General features: G+C 52.2%; 14 protein-coding genes. 6 read left to right on the forward strand and 8 right to left on the reverse strand.

Annotation, left to right across the window (positions count from 1 at the left end):
• Positions 1–188: 188 nt before the first annotated feature.
• Positions 189–2,843 (forward strand): S8 family serine peptidase, encoded by a 2,655-nt coding sequence (locus MRY86_RS10500; protein WP_293568591.1) that lies wholly within the window; start codon positions 189–191, stop codon positions 2,841–2,843.
• Between the two features lie 38 nt (positions 2,844–2,881).
• Here MRY86_RS10500 and MRY86_RS10505 read toward each other — a convergent pair whose 3' ends face one another.
• A complete protein-coding gene (locus MRY86_RS10505) occupies positions 2,882–3,463 on the reverse strand; it encodes a 1-acyl-sn-glycerol-3-phosphate acyltransferase (RefSeq protein ID WP_293568593.1) in 582 nt (193 codons plus the stop codon).
• 158 nt (positions 3,464–3,621) lie between these two features.
• Here MRY86_RS10505 and MRY86_RS10510 point away from each other — a divergent pair, with 158 nt between their 5' ends.
• Positions 3,622–4,512: a hypothetical protein gene (locus tag MRY86_RS10510; protein WP_293568595.1), complete on the forward strand. Its 891-nt coding sequence runs from the start codon at positions 3,622–3,624 to the stop codon at positions 4,510–4,512.
• Here the strand turns inward: MRY86_RS10510 and MRY86_RS10515 are convergent.
• The 4 genes from MRY86_RS10515 to MRY86_RS10530 all read right to left on the reverse strand — a co-directional run bounded on the left by MRY86_RS10515 (position 4,493) and on the right by MRY86_RS10530 (position 11,272).
• Complete coding sequence (locus MRY86_RS10515) at positions 4,493–5,860, reverse strand: DNA recombination protein RmuC (RefSeq protein WP_293568597.1); 1,368 nt, start codon at positions 5,858–5,860, stop codon at positions 4,493–4,495. The genes MRY86_RS10510 and MRY86_RS10515 overlap by 20 nt on opposite strands.
• Before the next feature lie 79 nt (positions 5,861–5,939).
• A complete protein-coding gene (gene treS / locus MRY86_RS10520; RefSeq protein WP_293568599.1) occupies positions 5,940–9,194 on the reverse strand; it encodes a maltose alpha-D-glucosyltransferase in 3,255 nt (1,084 codons plus the stop codon).
• 250 nt (positions 9,195–9,444) lie between these two features.
• Positions 9,445–10,068 carry a tRNA-(ms[2]io[6]A)-hydroxylase gene (locus MRY86_RS10525; protein ID WP_293568601.1) on the reverse strand — a complete coding sequence of 208 codons (624 nt, stop codon included), beginning with the start codon at positions 10,066–10,068 and terminating at the stop codon, positions 9,445–9,447.
• A gap of 43 nt (positions 10,069–10,111) precedes the next feature.
• A complete protein-coding gene (locus tag MRY86_RS10530; protein WP_293568603.1) occupies positions 10,112–11,272 on the reverse strand; it encodes a hypothetical protein in 1,161 nt (386 codons plus the stop codon).
• Between the two features lie 186 nt (positions 11,273–11,458).
• Here MRY86_RS10530 and MRY86_RS10535 point away from each other — a divergent pair, with 186 nt between their 5' ends.
• From MRY86_RS10535 to MRY86_RS10545, 3 genes are read left to right on the forward strand one after another with little or no spacing between them, the layout of a single operon-like run.
• The gene (locus MRY86_RS10535; RefSeq protein ID WP_293568605.1) at positions 11,459–13,582 is read left to right on the forward strand and encodes a prolyl oligopeptidase family serine peptidase; all 2,124 of its coding nucleotides are present in this window, start codon (positions 11,459–11,461) and stop codon (positions 13,580–13,582) included.
• A gap of 9 nt (positions 13,583–13,591) precedes the next feature.
• A complete protein-coding gene (gene cdaA, locus MRY86_RS10540) occupies positions 13,592–14,386 on the forward strand; it encodes a diadenylate cyclase CdaA (protein ID WP_293568607.1) in 795 nt (264 codons plus the stop codon).
• Complete coding sequence (locus MRY86_RS10545) at positions 14,373–14,927, forward strand: GNAT family N-acetyltransferase (protein WP_293568609.1); 555 nt, start codon at positions 14,373–14,375, stop codon at positions 14,925–14,927. Before cdaA ends, MRY86_RS10545 begins: the two co-directional genes overlap by 14 nt.
• Positions 14,928–14,932: 5 nt before the next feature.
• On the opposite strand, the gene MRY86_RS10550 is transcribed toward MRY86_RS10545, so the two are convergent.
• Positions 14,933–15,442 carry a YciI family protein gene (locus tag MRY86_RS10550; protein ID WP_293571427.1) on the reverse strand — a complete coding sequence of 170 codons (510 nt, stop codon included), beginning with the start codon at positions 15,440–15,442 and terminating at the stop codon, positions 14,933–14,935.
• Between the two features lie 172 nt (positions 15,443–15,614).
• On the opposite strand from MRY86_RS10550, the gene MRY86_RS10555 reads away from it, so the two are divergent.
• Positions 15,615–17,273 carry a T9SS type A sorting domain-containing protein gene (locus tag MRY86_RS10555; RefSeq protein ID WP_293566708.1) on the forward strand — a complete coding sequence of 553 codons (1,659 nt, stop codon included), beginning with the start codon at positions 15,615–15,617 and terminating at the stop codon, positions 17,271–17,273.
• A 56-nt stretch (positions 17,274–17,329) separates the two neighbouring features.
• Here MRY86_RS10555 and MRY86_RS10560 read toward each other — a convergent pair whose 3' ends face one another.
• Positions 17,330–17,776 (reverse strand): hypothetical protein, encoded by a 447-nt coding sequence (locus MRY86_RS10560; RefSeq protein WP_293566709.1) that lies wholly within the window; start codon positions 17,774–17,776, stop codon positions 17,330–17,332.
• Positions 17,777–17,857: 81 nt separating this feature from the next.
• Positions 17,858–19,171, reverse strand: a complete 1,314-nt coding sequence (locus MRY86_RS10565; protein WP_293566710.1) for an aspartate kinase — start codon at positions 19,169–19,171, stop codon at positions 17,858–17,860.
• Between the last annotated feature and the right edge of the window lie 41 nt (positions 19,172–19,212).

Genomic DNA, 19,212 nt, shown 5'->3' on the forward strand with positions numbered 1-19,212 from the left:
GTCTCCAATCAAAGGTAAAGAAAAATTAAATATCACAATTTGTGCCATATTCCTTGCTCTGCTTTTGTTGAACACTTTTTCGAAATGTCGCATCCTAAGCATCAATATGGGTTTATGGCCAGAAATCAGCACAGCAGCATAACGGCCGCCCTTTTTGTTTTGTTGTGTTCACAAAATCTGACTGGCCTATGAGGTGCGCCGTGCGCGTTAAAATTTACTGCTTTCTAATTTGCTTTGTGGTTGCCACGACCACTCACGGGCAAAGTGTGCCCGGCGAACTCATCGCGCAGTTAAGCAGTGCACAGGCTCTGCGCAAAAGTACTTTCCCTTCAGGTTTTACTTTTAAGAAAACACTCTCCCGCCCCACTTCCATTCATCTGCTGGCTTACGATACGCTGCGCTATAGCCTGACCGAAGCCATTCAACAGCTTTCCAAACACCCGGAAGTGGCACTTGTGCAGCCCAACCACCGCTTGCAAACCCGGGATACCCTGCCTGCCGATCCCTTCTTCCCAGAGCAGTGGCAGTGGCAAAACCTTTCGACCCAAAATAGCCTCCCAGATGCGGATGTCGATGCAGAACTGGCCTGGAGCCTCCCCTCCTACGGTCCGGCTACAGCATTTGGGGACACCATCGTCATCGCTATGCTGGACGATGGCATTCAGGCCAACCACCCCGACCTCGCCGCCAATCTGTGGCGCAATCATGGAGAAATCCCCAACAACCACATCGACGACGATCAAAACGGTTACGTAGATGACTACAGAGGGTGGAACCCTGTTTTGGAAAGCGACCATATCCATCAGGGGCACCACGGTACACCGGTAGCTGGTATGATTGGTGCCGCCTGGCAAAATGGCAAAGGTGGGACAGGCATCGCCCCTCAGATTAAAATCATGGTGATCGCTGGCAGCAGCCAAACCGAAGCGGGTGCTATCGCGGCCTATGCTTATGTATTGGAGCAACGACTGCGCTACAACGAAACTCAGGGGGAAGCTGGAGCGTTTGTCGTGGCCACGAATACCTCCTGGGGCGTTAATGGCCTCTCGCCGGAGGATGCGCCGGTTTGGTGCCAACTGTACGATGACCTCGGGGAAGCGGGCATTTTGAATTGCGCAGCAACTTCCAACTCGAGCTGGAATATCGATGAAGTGGGCGATATGCCTACAGCCTGCAACAGCCCATATCTGATTACGGTCACGGCTTCCGACCGCATGGATGAATGCACAGGGGCCTTTGGGCCGGTTTCTGTAGACCTGGCTGCACCTGGAAAGGAAATATTCACCACCCATCCGGGCGGGAATTACGGGTGGAGCTCCGGTACCTCATTTGCCAGCCCTATTGCCGCGGGGACCATTGGATTACTGTACAGTGCAAACTGCCCCGATTTGAGCAGCCTGGCCCACACTAACCCCGGCGCCGCAGCCCTTGGGGCCAAATCAATTCTGCTTAATACAACGGATGCCCTTCCCTCTATGATCGGTCAAACGGTTACGGGAGGAAGGCTCAATACCTTCCGCGCCCTTGAAGAGCTTGCCCTCAATTGTTTGCCCTGCTCCCCGGTTTACAACCTGAACCTTACTGCCCTGGGTGCTCAGGAAGCCCTCGCCCAGTGGACTACGGCAGACTCTAGCCTTGCAGTTACCATATATTGGCGGCCTTCTGGTTCAGCCGAATGGGAATCGGTGCCTCATGCATCCTCTCCTTTCCTGCTGTCGGGACTCGATACCTGTACCCAATATGAGGTTAAACTGATTCGCCAATGTGCGGACAGCCTGACTTCAGAATCCCCGGTGGCCGAGGTGCGCACAAAGGGATGCTGCCTGCCTCCATCTCAAATCACAGCCACATCCGTAACCAACACCAGTGCCATGCTGAGTTGGGAAGCTTCTGAAAATGACGCGGTCTACCAAATACAAGTTCAGAATGAGTCGGGCTGGATTTTTAGTACCACGAACAGTGGGACCAGCATTCAACTAAGCGGTCTTTCTCCCTGCACGGTCTACGAAGCGTATATGTCAGCCGTTTGTGCTGAAGACAGTAACAGCTTCTCCAGTTTGCGCTTCATTACCGCAGGTTGTGGCAGTTGTACTGATTTTGAGTACTGTACATCTTATGGGGGCACCTCGGGCACAGAGTGGATTGATGCGGTAACATTCGGAGAGCAGTACCATCATAGTGGGTTACATGAGGGCAACCCTTTATTTCCAGGGGCAGGCTTTTCGGTTTCGCGCGGGCAGATGATCCCGGTTAGCGTTCGGCCTGGTTTTCAGCATATCGCCTATCCGGAGTACATTCGCATTTGGATCGACCTGAATCAGGACGGGCTATTTGCACCGGTGGCAGAGCTGCTGCTTGATACAATGCTCCTTCCGGATCAGGACAGCCTCTTAACACAGCTGTTGCTACCTGCTGATGCCCTGCCTGGTACAACCCGGATGCGTGTCAGCCTCAAGTGGGCCGGTTTTGGAAGCATACGCCCTCAGCCCTGCGAGCCCCATATCCATTTTGGAGAAGTGGAAGATTATTGTGTAGATATTCAGGAGCCGCCGGTGACCAGTAGTACGGACGCGGCCGAAGAGGCCGGAAAGGCGCTACAGGTCTGGCCCAACCCCTTTGGTAACGTCCTCCAATTGAAAATTCCTGCTGATGCTCCGGAAGCGGAGGTGCAGCTGATTGGGGTGGATGGCCGGCTCCTGTTGCAAAGGACCTTACGCTTGCGCTCTGGCCAACCCGCTAGTTTACCCATACCTAATACTCTGCCCCCGGGCTGGTATTTGCTTCGTGCCAAGGTCGGGAGCGAAGTCTTACAGCAGCCCGTCCTGCACCATTCGACAGAATAAAGGGATGGCCAACATTGGCTTTTCAACCGCTCGTGCTGCTAGCCGGCATACCGCTGGTCTAGTGCAAACTGCTCCGGGTGCTTGCCAGGGATGTCTTTATAAAAGTCCATAATGATTTTCAGGTCCGCTTCGATGTCACCGGATGGATAAACCGGGCCACCTACCCCTGCCTCTTTTTTGGCATAGTTGAGGTAACCCAGGCATATCGGTGCTTTGGCTTGCAAAGCAGCGTAGTAAAAGCCCGTTTTCCACTTCTCCCGCTTAGAGCGGGTCCCCTCCGGTGTGACCATTATGGCGATTTTATCGTGCTTTTCCAGCAGCTCCGCCATCACTTGGGTGTAGCTGGGCCGCTCGCCCGTGTTCCCGCGTGGCCGGCGGTCAATGGCCAGGCCTCCAAGAGGGCCAATGATCAAATTGAGCGGAAAACGCATCCACTCCCTTTTAATCGTAAACTTCAGGGGTACGCCCATGACGTAGAAACCCAGCCGGGCATAGTAGATATCCCAATTGGAAGTATGTGGTGCCGCTATGATCACACAATGCTCTACCTCCTCAGGTACGGAGGGATTCAGGCGCCAACCGGACAACCGGAGCAAAAATTCTGCAAGTCGCTTTCCCATGTCAATAAGTTCTGCCACAAAGATGGGAAATAATGCCGAACAGGAAACTTATCTCTGCCAACAAACGTTTAATGTTAACTGTATGTTAACTAACTATTAATTTAACGTTACTCGCCTGCGTTTTGAGGCAGGCCAACGTGGAGAAAAGAACAGAAGAGATGAAAAAACTACTCACCACCCTACTATTTGCCGCTTTCTGCGGCCATACTGTGCTTCCGCAAAGCAACAATTTCAAGAAAATACCTTTTCGCCTGGTTAATAACATGGTCATTGTTGAGGCCAGAATGAATGGAGAAACCGGCAGTTTTATTTTAGACACGGGCTTCCCTCAATCGGTAGTCAACCCGCGGCAGGTGAATGGCTTGGTAAGAGTTCCTGCTCAGCAGCAGCGGTCTGTTTTCAGCGGCATTCCGGTAAGTGTAGAGGAATTCGAATGGGCGGGCATGGAACGCCAGGATATGAAAGCGGTTGCGATGAATATCAGCCACCTGGAATCAACGGCTAACCAGGAAATTATGGGGATTATTGGAGCTGAAGTATTGCGGCAATCTGAAGTCATGTTCGACTTTCGCAATCAGGTCGTCCTGCTCTATGACCGCAAGGATAGCTGGCTGCACGAACAACACAAACCACAGTTTAGCTTACCCTTTGACCTTGAACAGGGCCTGCCGGTACTCCAAGCTGAAATTGGTGGGAAAACCTACCGGTTAGGTCTGGACATAGGTGGCCGCTACAACCTGATGCGGGAACACCTACTGCCCCAGCTTCCAAGAGAAGTTATTGGGCGGGTGACTCAGCAAAAGTTGCTGGACTTTGCCAATATGCCGGACTACTTCGACAAAGCGCCGGTGTCAGGGATGGCAATTGAGGACCGTTCCTTTGACCCAACCACTTTTGTGTTTGCCACCCTAAAGAAAGGGATTGCTTCCGATATCGACGGCATTTTGGGATTGGAGTTCCTGGCACGATACCGATTTGCGATCAACTACCACAAGAAAACCATCTATTTCTGGCCACACGGTTCAGAGATCAATCATCGTCAGATATAGGCGATTCCAAGCCGGATGACCGGGCAGCTTCCACGATATCTTCCGGGAGCTGCCGGGAGGTCCGGGCCCCCAGTTCCCGGATACGTTCTGCCCGCCCCACCAGGGTATCGCCGTACTTTTTTGAATCCACAAGTTTGTTCATGGCATCATCGTAGGCATGCTGGGCCTGCTGAATCCGCTGCCCCACCCCTTTGAGGTCATCCACAAAGTTGACAAACTTATCGTAAAGCATGCCGCTCTGCCGGGCAATCTCCAGTACACTGCTCTTTTGTTTTTCCTGCTTCCAGATATAGCTTACTGTGCGCATCGTGGCCAGAAGAGTGGAATTCGATACGACCACCACGTTAGCATCGAGGGCATCCACGAATAGCTGTGGGTCCTGCTGCACGGCCAGGGCAAAAGCCGGTTCTATGGGGATGTAAAGCAAGAGGTAATCCGGCGTATGGATTTGGTACAGGTTTGTGTAGTTCTTGCTGCTAAGGTCGCGGATATGGCGCCGGATGCTGTCAATATGCGCTTTCAGATGGCGCTCCCTTTCCTGCTTGTCCTCGGTATTGAAGCAGCGGTCGTAAGCCCTCAGGGAGACTTTAGAGTCAATAATCAGGGTTTTATCCTCAGGTAAATTGATGATAAAGTCGGGGCGTTTGGCTTTGCCATTCTCGTCCCGGAAAGTAGGTTGCACCTGGAAATGTACATTCTTCTGCAGCCCTGCTTTCTCCAGCAATAGCTCCAGCTGAACCTCTCCCCAATCGCCTTGCGCTTTGTTATCTCCCTTGAGCGCACTGGCGAGGTTGTTGGCATCTTCGCTCAGCTGCTGATTGAGCGCCCGCAGCCCTTCAATTTCCTTCTTCAGGCTAATGCGGTCCCGGGTTTCTTCCAGGAAGCGCTTTTCGATCCCTTCCTCAAAGGTTTTGATCCGTTCCCGCAACGGCGACAACAACTGGTCTAGTTGCTGATGGTTTTGGGCCGTAAACTTCCGGCTCTTCTCCTCCAGCAGGCGGTTCGCCAGGTTTTCAAATTCTGACTGGAAGCGCTGCTGCAATTGTACAGATTCCTCCTTTTGATGGCGCAAGGAATCTTCCAGCTGCAGGTTGGCCTGCTCCAGCCGGGCGGCTTTTTCGGACGCCATGCGGTAGGCTTCCTGTAGCTCGAACAAGTCTTCCCGTTGCGCATCGGACTGCTGCTCCAGCTGTTGGTATAAACTGCGGTGTACATACTGTGCATCGATGTCCTCCTGAGAGAATGCATTGCCCTGAAACCGTAATTTAGCAGCTATCCAGCCGCCCAGCCCACCGGCAAACAGCCCGATAAGCAAAAAGAGGAGCCCAAGCAATAATTCGTCTGGCATAGCAAAAGGTTATCAACAAAATAATGGAACTCTATCGCCAATAAAGTTACACCATTTGATTCAAACCTACGGCTTTTGCCTATCTTTTTACATCAATTTGCCGCATTAGCCCACAGTAAGGAATCGCTTCCCACCCCCGGTTCTGCCGCAATTCGAAACCTAGTTCGTAGAGGTGCCGCTCCAGCTGGAAGGTATGCATCAGCAGCTTCCAGTCTTCCTCAGAGGATGGGAGGAGGCCAGCAGCCCGGGCCACGGGCAGATACCCTTCCAAAAAGGCATTGTGAATTGCATCATACCAGGCCTCCGCATAGGCCAGGAGTTCACTTTCATTAGGCTCTACCGGCTTGATTTGTGTAATCAGTGCGGCGAGGGCAGCATAATATAGCGAGCTCGACAGGCTGGCCAGGTCACGGACAGGAGACTTCCGAAGCCGGAGTTCACTGAAACTGCGGGTCCGGTCCCCTTCAAAATTAAACAGCACAAAAGAATTACCGGTAAACAGGACTTTTTCCAGCTGAAGGTCGCCGTGCACCCGGATTTTCACAGCATCCAGCTTATGATCGTAAATCTGGCGCAGCTCGTTTGTGATGCGTTTTTTGTGCTCCAGCAGCATAGCCTTCTGGTGGTCCGGCATCCTGTTGGACTTGTTCATCAGCTGGAAACTGGACCGCAGTTGGGAATTCCAGGCCGAGAATAAAGAACGCTGGTAATGAAGCGAGAAAGCCTCAGGCTGAAAGTCAGGCCGGTCATTCTCCGTCAGCCCTTTGTGGAACTCCGCCACGGTTTGCCCCAGCAACTGGGCGCGGGTCAGGGGGATATCACCAAAAAACTGTGCCTGAATCCCATTGTCCAGAGGCGGCAGGTTCTCCCGCTCTACGCTAATGTATTCGAGGAAACGCCTGGCGTTGTCGTAAAAGTACGTCCAGGCAGTGCCCTGATTGGCCACGTAGGGCTCAAGTACGGCAAGGATGTAAGGGTGCTTGTTCTTATCCTGGTACTCCAGGTGGCTCAGGTAGCCCGGCACCGGCAGGTCCGAGTCATGCCCGTACTTGTTAATTTCCAGTTCCGGGTTCGGCGTATCTTCCAACCGGCGGAACACCTTTAGAAAGTACTGGTCTCCAAAAGCCAGCGCCCGGTGGTTGCTCTGAGTAGCAATGACCCTGGCGGGCGGAAGCGGTTGATCAGAAGTGTCGCCATTCAGGCGGTTGCTCAGCTGGAAGCTAAAGCCTTCAGGGAGTTCAGTTTTCCCTTCGAGCAGATAGCGCAGCAGGTAGTTTCGGAAACCCGTGCTTTCGTCTGCTTCGAAAATATAACCTTCCTGTTCAGTGCCAGTGAGGCAGCACAATATCTGATTGGCCGCCGGGGCGTTAGGCTGCCGTTGATAGTCGCCCTTGCGCATAGCCAGTGGCATAAAGTATAACTCGGGGAATCCCTCGGTGTAGTGGGTCCGCAGAATCATCAGCAGGGAACGGCCGCCCTCGTAGCGAAGAGGCTCTACCTTTACGATTTCCACGCTGTCCAGCTTGCGCCCATCGATGTTGTATTTCTGGGTGCGGCTAAGGAATTTGCGCACCACTTCCCGCAATTCCGGGTGGTACTTCTTGTCCTGAATAAAATCCGTCCACCGCTCGGGGCTCCACTGCAACTCCGGTATCTTTACGTTGGAGCGACCGTTTTGGTAAGCGGGCTCCAGCTCAAACCAGTAATAACCAAATGGGCCGATGGTGAAGCGGTTCTGCCCGCGTGTAATGGGCGGGAACTGCGCCTGACCAAATGTTTCGATAGGCTGGTAACGTTCAAACTCGGGCAGCTCAAGGTCAACAGCCTGCGCATGCCGGGAGAGATTGGCAATCACCAGCAAGTGCTCGTCTTCAAACGAACGGGTGAATGCCAACACCTTGGCATTTTCCGGCGAGAGAAATTTGATGTCTCCGCGCCCAAAGGCTTTGTACCGCCGCCGCACGTTAATGATGCGCCTCATCCACCAAAGTAGAGATGAGGAATTGTTTTGCTGTACCTCGACATTGATAGTGGAATACTGGTACTCCGGATCGTTAATTAAAGGCAGGTAGAGCTTGTGCGGATGGGTGTTGGAAAAACCGGCATTCCGGTCCACATTCCACTGCATGGGCGTGCGCACTCCGTCCCGGTCACCGAGGTGAACGTTATCGCCCATACCGATCTCATCGCCGTAGTAAAGGACCGGCGTGCCGGGCAGGCTGAGGAGTAGGGAATTCATTAGCTCAATCTTCTGCCGGTTGTTGTCCAGCAGTGGAGCCAGGCGGTGACGGATCCCCAGATTAATCCGGGAGGCAGAGTCTTTATTGTAGGCCCGGTACATGTAGTCCCGCTCTTCATCGGTCACCATTTCCAGAGTAAGCTCATCGTGGTTGCGCAGGAAAATACCCCACTGGCAGTTTTCCGGAATTTCCGGTGTCTGTTCGATGATATCGATGATCGGATACCGGTCCTCCATTTTGATGGCCATGAACATGCGCGGCATGATGGGGAAGTGGTAGTTCATATGGCACTCGTCACCATCACCGAAGTAGGAAGCAGAATCTTCTGGCCACATGTTGGCTTCCGCCAAAAGCATGACGTTGGGGTTGCGGGCTTCCACATGAGCACGGAGTTTTTTCAGGAAAACGTGGGTCTCCGGCAGGTTTTCGCAGTTGGTCCCGTCCCGTTCAAACAGGTAGGGAATGGCATCAAGGCGGAACCCATCTACGCCCATATCGGTCCAGAAATCAATCATCTTGAAGATTTCGTCCTGTACGGCGGGATTGTCAAAATTCAGGTCGGGCTGATGGCTGTAGAAGCGGTGCCAGTAGTAGGCTTGTGCCTGATCGTCCCAGGTCCAGTTGGACTTTTCAAAATCCTGGAAAATAATCCGGACATCTTTGTACCGATCGGTGGTTTCGCTCCAAACATAGTAGTCGCGCTCGGGGCTGCCGGCCGGTGCCTTCCGCGCACGTTGAAACCAGGGGTGCTGATCGGAAGTATGGTTGATGACCAGCTCTGTGATGACCTTCAGCCCGCGCTTGTGGGCTTCATCCAGCAAGGTTTTGAATTGCCGGACTGTACCGTAGTCGGGATTGATGGAGTAATAATCAGAGATATCGTAGCCGCCGTCCCGCTGCGGAGAGGGATAAAAGGGCAAGAGCCAGATAGCGGTTACACCCAGGTCTTGCAGGTAGTCCAGCCGCTGAATCAGCCCGTTGAAATCGCCAATACCATCGGCATTGCTGTCCTGAAAGGCTTTAATGTGGAGTTCGTAAATAATAGCATCCTTGAACCAAAGCGGGTCCTGCTGTGTCTTGTTTTGCTGCGGCATGAAGTTAGATTAGTGCGGTTTTAAGATGGAACGAACGGGCTGAAACCACAGATCACGAGCAGACCAACGGGGCAAAAACGCCTTACGCTCGCCAGGACCAATGGATTCAGTGCGGTTTTCGGATAGGAAACGTCAAAGTGGCCACCCTTGTGCAGCGCCGCCACCAGATTTCCTGCTTTGGTCTTATGGTAGGGAGAGCGATAATAAGCATATCCGCTGAGAAATGAAAATCTACCGCCAAGAGAAAGGGCTAATGCATGCGGTCACCCCTCAGGTCCAGCTCTTCCATGATCTCGGCTTCGCGCTCCAGGAAAGCCTTCCAGCGGGTACGGACCTTCGCTTCATCACAGTATTGTTTGGCCAGGTCGATAAACAGACGATAATGCCCTGCTTCAGCCACCATGAATTTGTGGTACCACTCTTTCAGTTCTTCTTCCCGGATATTCAGGGAAAGCAAACGAAACCGTTCACAGCTCCGGGCTTCAATGAGTGCACAAGTTAAAAGCTTGTCCAGGAGGCGGTCTTCCCGGCTGCCGCCTTTTTTATGGAAAGCCAGTAATTTATTGACGTATTCGTCTTTGCGCTGACGTCCCAGCTTAAGCCCGCGTTTGTCCAGCTCTTTGAGGACCATACGGAAATGCCCCCACTCTTCGGTTACGATTGGCGCCAGTTCCCGGACCAGGTCCTCATGCTCCGGGTAGCCCTGAATCAGGGAAATACAGGAAGTGGCGGCCTTCTGCTCACAATAAGCGTGGTCCGTGAGGATTTCCTCGAGTTCCATCTCCGCCATATTGACCCAACGGGGATCGGTGGGCAATTTCAGCCCAAGCATCTGTACAGCCTTCAGTTCTTCTTCTCGGGTTCTAACATCCATAACTCAGTGGTGGTAATTTATTGCGGAGGGCAAATATAGCCAATCAACGAGACTCCAGGCACTGAATCTGATGCATAAACAGCCCCGGATGGTAAGTTTCGTACTCTTCGTAGCCACTGCTCCATCCCAGTATGATTTTATCCAGCTCGAAACGCTTGAGCAGATTGATCTGGCTTTGGTCTATTGGATAGATGACCCGGTAAGTCAGCTCGCCAGTCTTTTCATTGAGCACGCCATTGCTTCCGTTACCAGCCAGGAGCTTGACATACTGATTATTGAGCGTCATCATAACCAGGAAAGAGCCCTTCTGAATCGTACCATACAGGCTTTGTGCATTGTCCATCGCAAAAGTAAACTCAATGGAAACAAAGCGGTAGCCTCCCAGTTGATTGAAAGCAGCCCGGCAGGTAAGGTACTCTTTGCCATTGAGCACGGGCCGGAGCCGTTCGGTTGGGGTATGGGTGAACAACAACTCTTCCTTCTGGCTGACCTGATACTTGCCGCTGGAATTGACGCCCTCAAACTCAAAGGCGCAGTTGTATTCAGGGAACTGCACTACTTCATTGGTATGGCCAAAGGGGCGGTAATCATCGTCGAGCAGCACATTTTCGTAGGAATCGGAGGAAATCACATCTATCCCTTCAAATTGCTGCAGCTCCAGCCTTTTCCGGTCCTGCTCTTGCTGATAAGCCTCCACATAGGTATGGTTATCCCGAATCTGCCGGGCGTTGGCGGCTTCTTGCTGTGCCATTCGGGCCTCCCTTAAGGCAATGGATTCGATTTCCCGGGCATTTTTCAGCCGTTCCTCCAGCTGCAGGATCTGTTCTGTATTATTTTCCTTAGTCATAGCGGAGTCTAGCTGCTCCTGCAAAGAAAGAGTGTGGTCGCGTGCCTCGTCTGCCCGCTGCCGGGCAATTTCTGCAGCCTGCTGTGCGAGCTGGGCTTTTCGGTCCGCCACACGGCGCAAATCTTCAGATGTGATGACCGTAGCTCCGGGCAGCGGGGTCACCTCAACATCAAGCACAGCGTGGTCAGGGCCTACGGCTTCTCCTTCCGGGATTGGCATGAGATAGGCGCGTTTCCCTTCCGCATTTAGGACATAAGGCCGTGCTTTTTCGTCGTATAATACCTCATCCTGAGCAGAAGCATTGCTGATTAGCAGTCCATAGAGCAGCAGGATGGCGAAAAATGCTTTAATTTGCATGCTATGAAGTTTTTATACGGTTGCCAATGGCCTGCTTTCTTACCCACATTGACAGTAGCAGAAGAATAAGTAAAAACGGGCAGGCAACCCCGGGCTAAAGAAGCTACACTTAAGCCTGGAACGCTCAAGATAGCCATTAATTGAGATTCGGGTCGAGTAAATGGAACAAACCAAAATTATAACCTAATGAAAAATACGGGCTTATTGCTTTTATGTTGCGCAGCATTGCTACTCTTTGCCTGTCAATCCGGCTCACCGGAACAGGCTTATGACTTTCCGCACATACCGGTTTCTTACCCCGATACGCCAAGAGATACCGCCAGGAGCAATGATTTTTCAGGTTATAAAGTAACCGCACCTTACCAGTGGCTGGAACAACCCGATTCTGCACAAACGAAAGCATGGACTGCTGCCCAGTCAAAAATGGCTCGCTCCTACCTCGACCAGTTGCCAGGACGTGAGGTGCTGAGTCAGGAAATCTCACAGTTGAGCGACTATAGCGTAATCTCTCCGCCCCAGCTGATCAACGGTGCCTACTATTACATCAAGTCAGAACGAGGCGTATGTAAAGGGCTTTTCCGGAGGGATAGCCTGAATGCTCAGGAAGAACAACTGATCAATCCGGAAAGCCTGGGCTGGCCAACCTCAGCTGACATTACCAGCTTGAGGCCCTCTCCGGATGGAGCACTGCTGGCCCTAAAGCGGTCCGTAGCTCATTCCGAATGGGAAGACATTCTCTTGTTCGACCTTCAGCAGGAGAAGTTCTTGTCAGATACTCTGCAGTTTGTCCGGCATAGCAATATCACCTGGTACGGCAGTGGGTTTTTCTACAGCCGTTATGCCCACCCTGGTAGCGCCACCGAGCCTTACCTTTTTCAGCAGGTCTACTACCATCGCCCGGGTACCGATCAATCAGAGGACGAGCTCATTTATGCCGACCGCAGCGACCCCAGGTTTAGGTTTGAGGTGCACCTGAGCACAGCGCAGGACTACCTTGTACTACTGGTCTCTGACACGGATGGGCATCAGGCGGTCTATGGCCGGCCAGCCAGGAAGACGGACGCGGCCTTTACAACCATTGCTGAGGGCCTGGAATACCAACTGGAGTGGGCAGGTGCCGATGCCTCAGGGTTCTATCTTATCACCAACCTTGATGCCCCGAACCGCCGCTTGGTCCGGGTCGACCCCGACCTTCCTGCCCTGAACTACTGGGAGACTATTTTGCCGGAAAGCTCCTCACCACTGTCATCCGTGCATTGGGCGGACGGCAATCTATTGGCTGTATACCAGGGCGAAACCGGCAGCGCCATGGCGTTATACAGTACTAAAGGAAAGCTGCTAAAACGTCCGAAACTGCCTGAAAACGGCTTTGTTATGGATATCAGCAGCCGGTACGATGATCCAAACGCTTTTATTAGCTATGGCAATATTCTGGAGCCCCCTCAGGTCTACCACCTTGATCTTGAAGCAGAGCGGATGAACGCATTCCACACCCCGGTCACTATCCTAAAGCCCGGCAATTTTGAAACCCGCCTGGTGCGGTTGGAAAGCTACGATGGCACCCCCATCAACATGTATGTGGTTCACACGAGGGAATTAAAATTAAATGGTCAACATCCTGCCCTTATTTTCGCCGGTGGGCGTCAGACCGGCCCTTTTGCGCCTATGTACGATGCCCAGGAACGGCTGATGGCACAGCTAATGCTGAGGCAGGGCGGCATTTGTGCGATTCCCGCCCTCAGAGGGGGCAGCGCCCTCAACACCAAACTCCGCCGGGCAGGACAGCGGGAATATAAGCAGAATACGTTCGACGACTTCCAGGCCGCTGCCGAATACCTGATCGCCAATCAATACACATCAGCCAACCGGCTTGGAGTATACGGTGAAGGGCATGGCGGGCTGATTGCCAGCGCAAGCCTGGCGCAACGCCCCGACCTCTTCGGAGCGGTTGCAAGTGTTGATGGGCTGTACGACCTGCTCCAATATCCGGAGTTTGGATCCGGGTGGAAGTGGTTGCCCGAATTCGGAGCTCCTGACGACCCCAAACAGTTTGATCCTATTTTCGCCTATTCGCCTGTGCATAAAATACCTGCAGACCGCTATCCGGCGACGATACTCACAGCCCACCTCAATAGTGATGTGGTTATGCCCGTGCATACCTGGAAAATGGGTGCTGCGCTTCAGTACCAGCAAACCGGCAAAGCACCGGCGCTCATTTATCCGGTCCGGCAGGCACAGGCATTTGATGAAACAGCAGCAGATATAATGGCGTTTCTATTATACCACTTAAAAACGCCCGTGCAGGAATAAACCGCGTACATGATTTACCTCTTCGATATTGGTTTTTTGCCGGTCAGAATCTGGGATGTGCTCGACATCATCATTGTCGGGTACCTGATGTACCAGATTTACAAGTTGCTGCGCGGCAATATTGCCTTTAATATCTTTGTGGGGGTCCTAACCCTGTATGTGGTATGGTGGTTGGTCAACCAGCTGGAAATGGACCTGCTTTCGGCCGTTTTAGACCAGTTTGTGAGCGTGGGCGTCATCATTATCATCATTATTTTCCAGCCTGAGGTGAGGCGCTTTTTGTTGTTCCTGGGCAATACCACCCTGCGGCAGCGCTCCAACTTTTTGGGGCGGATTCTGGACCGCAACCTGGAAAGCACGGAGGAGAAAGTACGGCAGTTGCGCGCCCTGCGCTCTGCAATCGTGCGCATGAGCAAACGCAAAACAGGAGCACTGATCGTTCTGGCTGGTAATCTTGACCTTGAAGGGCTGGTCAGTTCTGGCGTGGCTATGGATGCAGATATCACGGAGCCCTTGCTGGAGAGCATTTTCAACAAACACAGCCCACTGCACGATGGCGCCGTTATTGTAAGCAATGGCCGGCTGCAATCTGCCAGCTGCGTATTGCCGGTATCCGAGAACCCCAACCTCCCGAGCAGTGCGGGCTTACGCCACCGGGCAGCAGTGGGTATCACGGAGCGGGCGAATGTAGCAGCTTTTATCGTATCTGAGGAAACTGGGCAAATATCTATTGCTGTAGAGGGCGAGCTGCGCCGTAAACTCGATGAGCAGGAACTGAAATCATTATTGAGTGAGTACTACTAAATTACCTGAGGGGATACAGTTGGAACGAGTAGAAGAGTTCGCCTTGACCCCGCCACAACACCTTGGTATACAACAGCTTCTTAAGACCGCTTTTCCCGGCTATCCGGATCGCACCTTTTACCGGCAGCTGCCTGATTTTCGCTATCTGGGTTTTAAGGAGGGTAAACTAATGGCACATATGGCAGTCGAGCACCGCCTCCTGCACAATGCCGGGCAAGTGTTCCCTGTTTTTGGGGTGATAGACCTTTGCGTGGACCCCCAGTTTCAGCGACGACGTGTTGCCAGTTACCTACTGGACCAATTGACCAGACTGGGCCGGGCTCATCAGATTGACTTTTTGGTTTTAATCGCCACCCAGCATCAGCTTTACCTGGACAATGGTTTCCAGCTTGTGAGCAACCCCTGCGTGTGGATGATGATCTCCGGTGATCAGTCTATGGGGCTGACCCGCCGCTCGGTGAAGCATTCTCTGATGGTCAAGCCGTTAAGTGATCAACAATGGAAAGAGGGGCTGGTCGACTTTCTAGGGCCTATTTTTTAATGTGGTCAGATATCAATCTTTGCGACCTGTTCGTGCAGCTCATTGACTTTCATTAGAGCTGCCGAACCGTACCAGGGCCGGAGCTCCATGCGCAGCGTACCGGCCTTGATTGCCGGATCCGTATTGGTAAGCGCCTCCGCTTCAGCAACCGTTCTGACATCAAATACGTATATGCCCCGCAGGTCCTGCCTGTCCATAAACGGTCCGGCCAGGACCAGGTCGCCAGCTTCTGCCATACGGGTAATATTATCGAGGTGAGCACGCTGCAGCTCAGCCCGTTGAAGAGAATCCAGCCCGGTAGCTGTTCCCCGGTACAGGAAAGCCATCACGTAGACCTTCATACCGTAGTCATCCGCACCCAGCTCTTGCGCCAGGAGGCTGTCGTAAGCGCTACCCACCGGCCGGTTGGCTTCTTGGGGGCTTTCCGGGGTTTTTGATGCGGTCTCTACAGGACCCTGCCCGCAGGAGCTTACTAAGAAGGTGAGCAGGGACAGTAAGGTAAGGTGCTTTTTCATATGTAGTTGGTTTTGTATAGGAAGTTAAGGCTTTTCCGTGCATTCCCAAATTTCTTTTCCGCCTTACATCATTAAATGGCCGCCTCACACATCCAAACCCGGCATTGAGTCATCGGCACTTGTTTCTTTCGAGCTGAAAGCCCATTTTTGATTAGACTTAAAATCACCCGATATGAAAAATTTCACCTTTGCTGCCATCGCAGCACTCTGTTTTCTGTGGCCCCTGTGGATTGGGGCGCAGTGCCAACCGGCCATTTCCGAATACCCACTTACGGGCCCGGGCATCAACACCCTGTTTAATCAGGGAGGGCTTTGGACCAATGGATATGGCTACAGTCCCAGCGGCGAACTTAGTGGACCTATTGCAAGCACCATTCGAACAGGCGCCCTTTGGATGGGTGGCTATGATAACGACGGGAAGCTTAAGCTAGCCTCGGAGATTCCCACCAATGGAGGTAACAGTCCCTACCTCGCAGGACCACTGGACTTGGAGACAGGCCTTCCTGACGCACAGAGCTGTGCCAATTTTGACCGGTTTTGGCCCATTACCCAGTTGGAAATTGATTTTTTCCTGGAAGACATTGCCGATGGGCAGCTTAATGATTTTCACCTAAGTGTACAGTCTTGGCCAGGCAGGGGCAACCCTTTGTCTGATGACAACAATGGCTTTGGAATACCGGAGCGAGACTTTGCCCCCTTTGTGGATACCAATAACGATGGCATCTACAATCCTTTAGATGGCGACTACCCCGCTATCCAAGGGACCTCCGCGATTTACTGGGTTTACAACACCTACATCGAGGAACCCCCGGTTGCCAACCGCCCAAGTCTGGAAGTACATGCTATGGCCCAGTCTTTTGAGATTGAGAGCCAGGTAATGGACAAAACCACCCTATACGATTTTACCATATACAACCGCGGGAGTGACCTGACTGACTTTGTAACCAGCCTTTGGATGGATACTAAAATTGGCTGCGATATTGACGATTACCTTGGGACGATTCCGGATCAGAACACCGTCATGATTTACAACAAAGATGCATCTGACGGGCTGTTTGGCTGTAATTGTGGCACCAGTATTAATACCTACTGCCAGGAACCACCACTTATGGGCATCCGGCAATTGTCCTGTGCCCCGGATGGAGCACAGCCGCTAGGTTCAACGATGTACTTTCTCAACAGTCTTGCTTCAGAAGGGCTACCCTTTCAGGTTACTCAACCACTCAACAAGGAACAGGAATTCCAATTTATGAATGCCCGCTGGAAGGATGGCTCCCCGCTCACCAAGGGCAGTGCCGGCGTCAATCAATCCGAGACCACCAATTATGTGTTTGATGGGAACCCGGCAGATGCAGAAGGCTGGAGTATGTGCGCCGTGGGCGTACCGGATATTAACTTCTCTGTATTGCTGAACAGTGCTCCAATCGATCTAAATAATGGTGAAAAAATCAACGTGAGCTATGCCCTATTCATGATGGATGAAGTGCCACTCCCCTGCCCCGATGCAGCCATTGTAGGGCAAAGAAGCGAACAGATTTGCAATTTCCTCAACGGGGTCACTTCCACGCAAAACGTCCCGGTAAATTCCAAGCTTACCCTCTCGCCCAACCCAGCCACTAATTGGGTGCAAATCACAACTCCCGAAGCTCTTGCAGAGAGGCTTTCGGCTGTGCAGGTTTTCGATGTAAATGGGCGTGAAGTGATGCACCAAAATGTGGAGGCATCAGCCAACCCAACGATAAATGTGGCACCCTGGCCACAGGGAGTCTACTTTTTCCAGGCGATCACTGAGAAAGGGCACCGGTATTCAGGGAAGTTTCTAAAGTATTGATTTTTTAACCTAACAGGAAAAACCAGGCGTTACATCCGCCTGGTTTTTCCTGTTTTTCAGTAGTTATACTCTAGCACTTCATCGTAACCTTCCAGCTGAAGAAGGACAGTAGAATGCGACCCGGAGCGAAGCGGGGTCAAATCAAAAGTCTTGGTGTAGACGAGTAGCGCCTCGCAGTCATCGTCGTCCTTGAACCCCACCCTGATAGAACGGGTAGGTGGGAGGCTATCACCTTCGCCCGTACTGGCGAAAAGATGAGCTTCCACTTCTCCGCATCCACCTCCATAACGGAAGGTCACGTCCAGGCAATCGTCAAAAATGAAGGCATTGGAAATCATCAGTTCATCGTCTGGCCCATTCTCATACAGGTCGTCACTCACTTGTACTTCTTCTTCACAGGTCCCTGTTGGACAAATGATTAATCCGTCGTCCTCTGATTGCTCACAGGCCCAGACCAGGGTGGAGAGGATCAGTACGGCAGTCCTAATTTTCAGCATTTTCATCGGATGATTGTTTTCGTGTACAGACGAAAAGCCGGACCAAAGGGTTGGGCAGCACATCCGATAAAAATGCTTCCGAGAGGTTTATGCTGTGGGCACCTCCTTTCGGCGCATAACCGGCACATCTTTGACCACCATTTGAATGGTGGTATCCTTGATGCGTTCTTCCAGCAGGACAATTTTGCCTTTGCGCAGTTCTTCCATAATAGCGGGTTGATGGTGGCGAACGGTAATGAGTTCGAGCCCGCGGTCCATCATCACTTTGAAGTCCTGCTCGATGCGCTGGGCGAAGCGGTCGGCTTTATCGTCCACATCATTGACGCACAGGCTGAAACTGATGGCTGAGTTTTGCATCATATTCACCTGAATGCGAAGATCAGCGATAATATTGAACAATTCCCGGATGTGGTGCTCTGCAACGAAGGAAAAATCGCGGGTGCTGATCTGCAGCAGTACCTGATCGCCTTCGATGGCGACCATTGGCGGGTAGTTGTCCTCCACTTCATCGGAAATATAGGTGCCAGCGCCTTCCGGGTTGATGTAAGACTTCACCATCAACGGGATACTCTTGTTCTGAAGGGGCTTGATGGTTTTGGGGTGGATGACCTTGGCACCGTAGTACGTCATCTCAATGGCTTCCTTGTAAGAAAGGCGGTCGAGAAGGGTGACATTCTCAAACTTTCGGGGGTCTGCTGTCAGGACACCTGGTACATCCTTCCAGATCGTCATATCCTGGGCATCCATGCAAAAACTGAAAATCGCTGCGGTATAGTCGGAGCCTTCCCGTCCGAGGGTGGTGGTGAAGTTTTCTGTGGTACTGCCTATGAAGCCCTGTGTCAGCACAAAGCCCGGCTTTTCCAGCAATGGCGTTACCAGTTTTGTGGCGCGTTCCTGCGTTTCTTCCCACTGTACCCAACCTTCCCGGAAGATGTCGTCGGTCAAAATCACGTCTCTCGCATCAAGCCAGGAGGTCGGCAGTTCCATCTGGTTCAGGAAAGCGCTCACAATTTTAGAGGAGACCAACTCGCCAATAGAGACGATCTGATCGTACATGTAGTCGTAGTTGTCATGTGGGGGTTCTTCCAGCACCCACTCTACTTCTACGAATACATCATTAACCGCAGCATAGACCTCGTCGTTTTGAGAAGGGAAAAGCTGGTCCATAATCCGGTAATGCTGGGCTTTGATTTCGTTGAGCAGATCAAAGGCTTTACCGTTCTGAGCGGCATGGGCTTCGACTACGGTTTCCATGGCATTGGTGGTTTTTCCCATCGCAGAAACTACCACCACCAGGGTTTCGTCTTTGAAATCACGAAGGATGTTAGCTACATTTTGAATAGCCGCTGCATCTTTGAGCGAGGAACCTCCAAATTTAAAAACCCGAACTGGACGCTTCATGATTACTGAACTGAATTAATTGAATGAGAAAAATTTTCAGA

It is taken from the genome of Phaeodactylibacter sp., from assembly GCF_022763345.1.
Taxonomy (GTDB): Bacteria; Bacteroidota; Bacteroidia; order Chitinophagales; family Saprospiraceae; genus Phaeodactylibacter.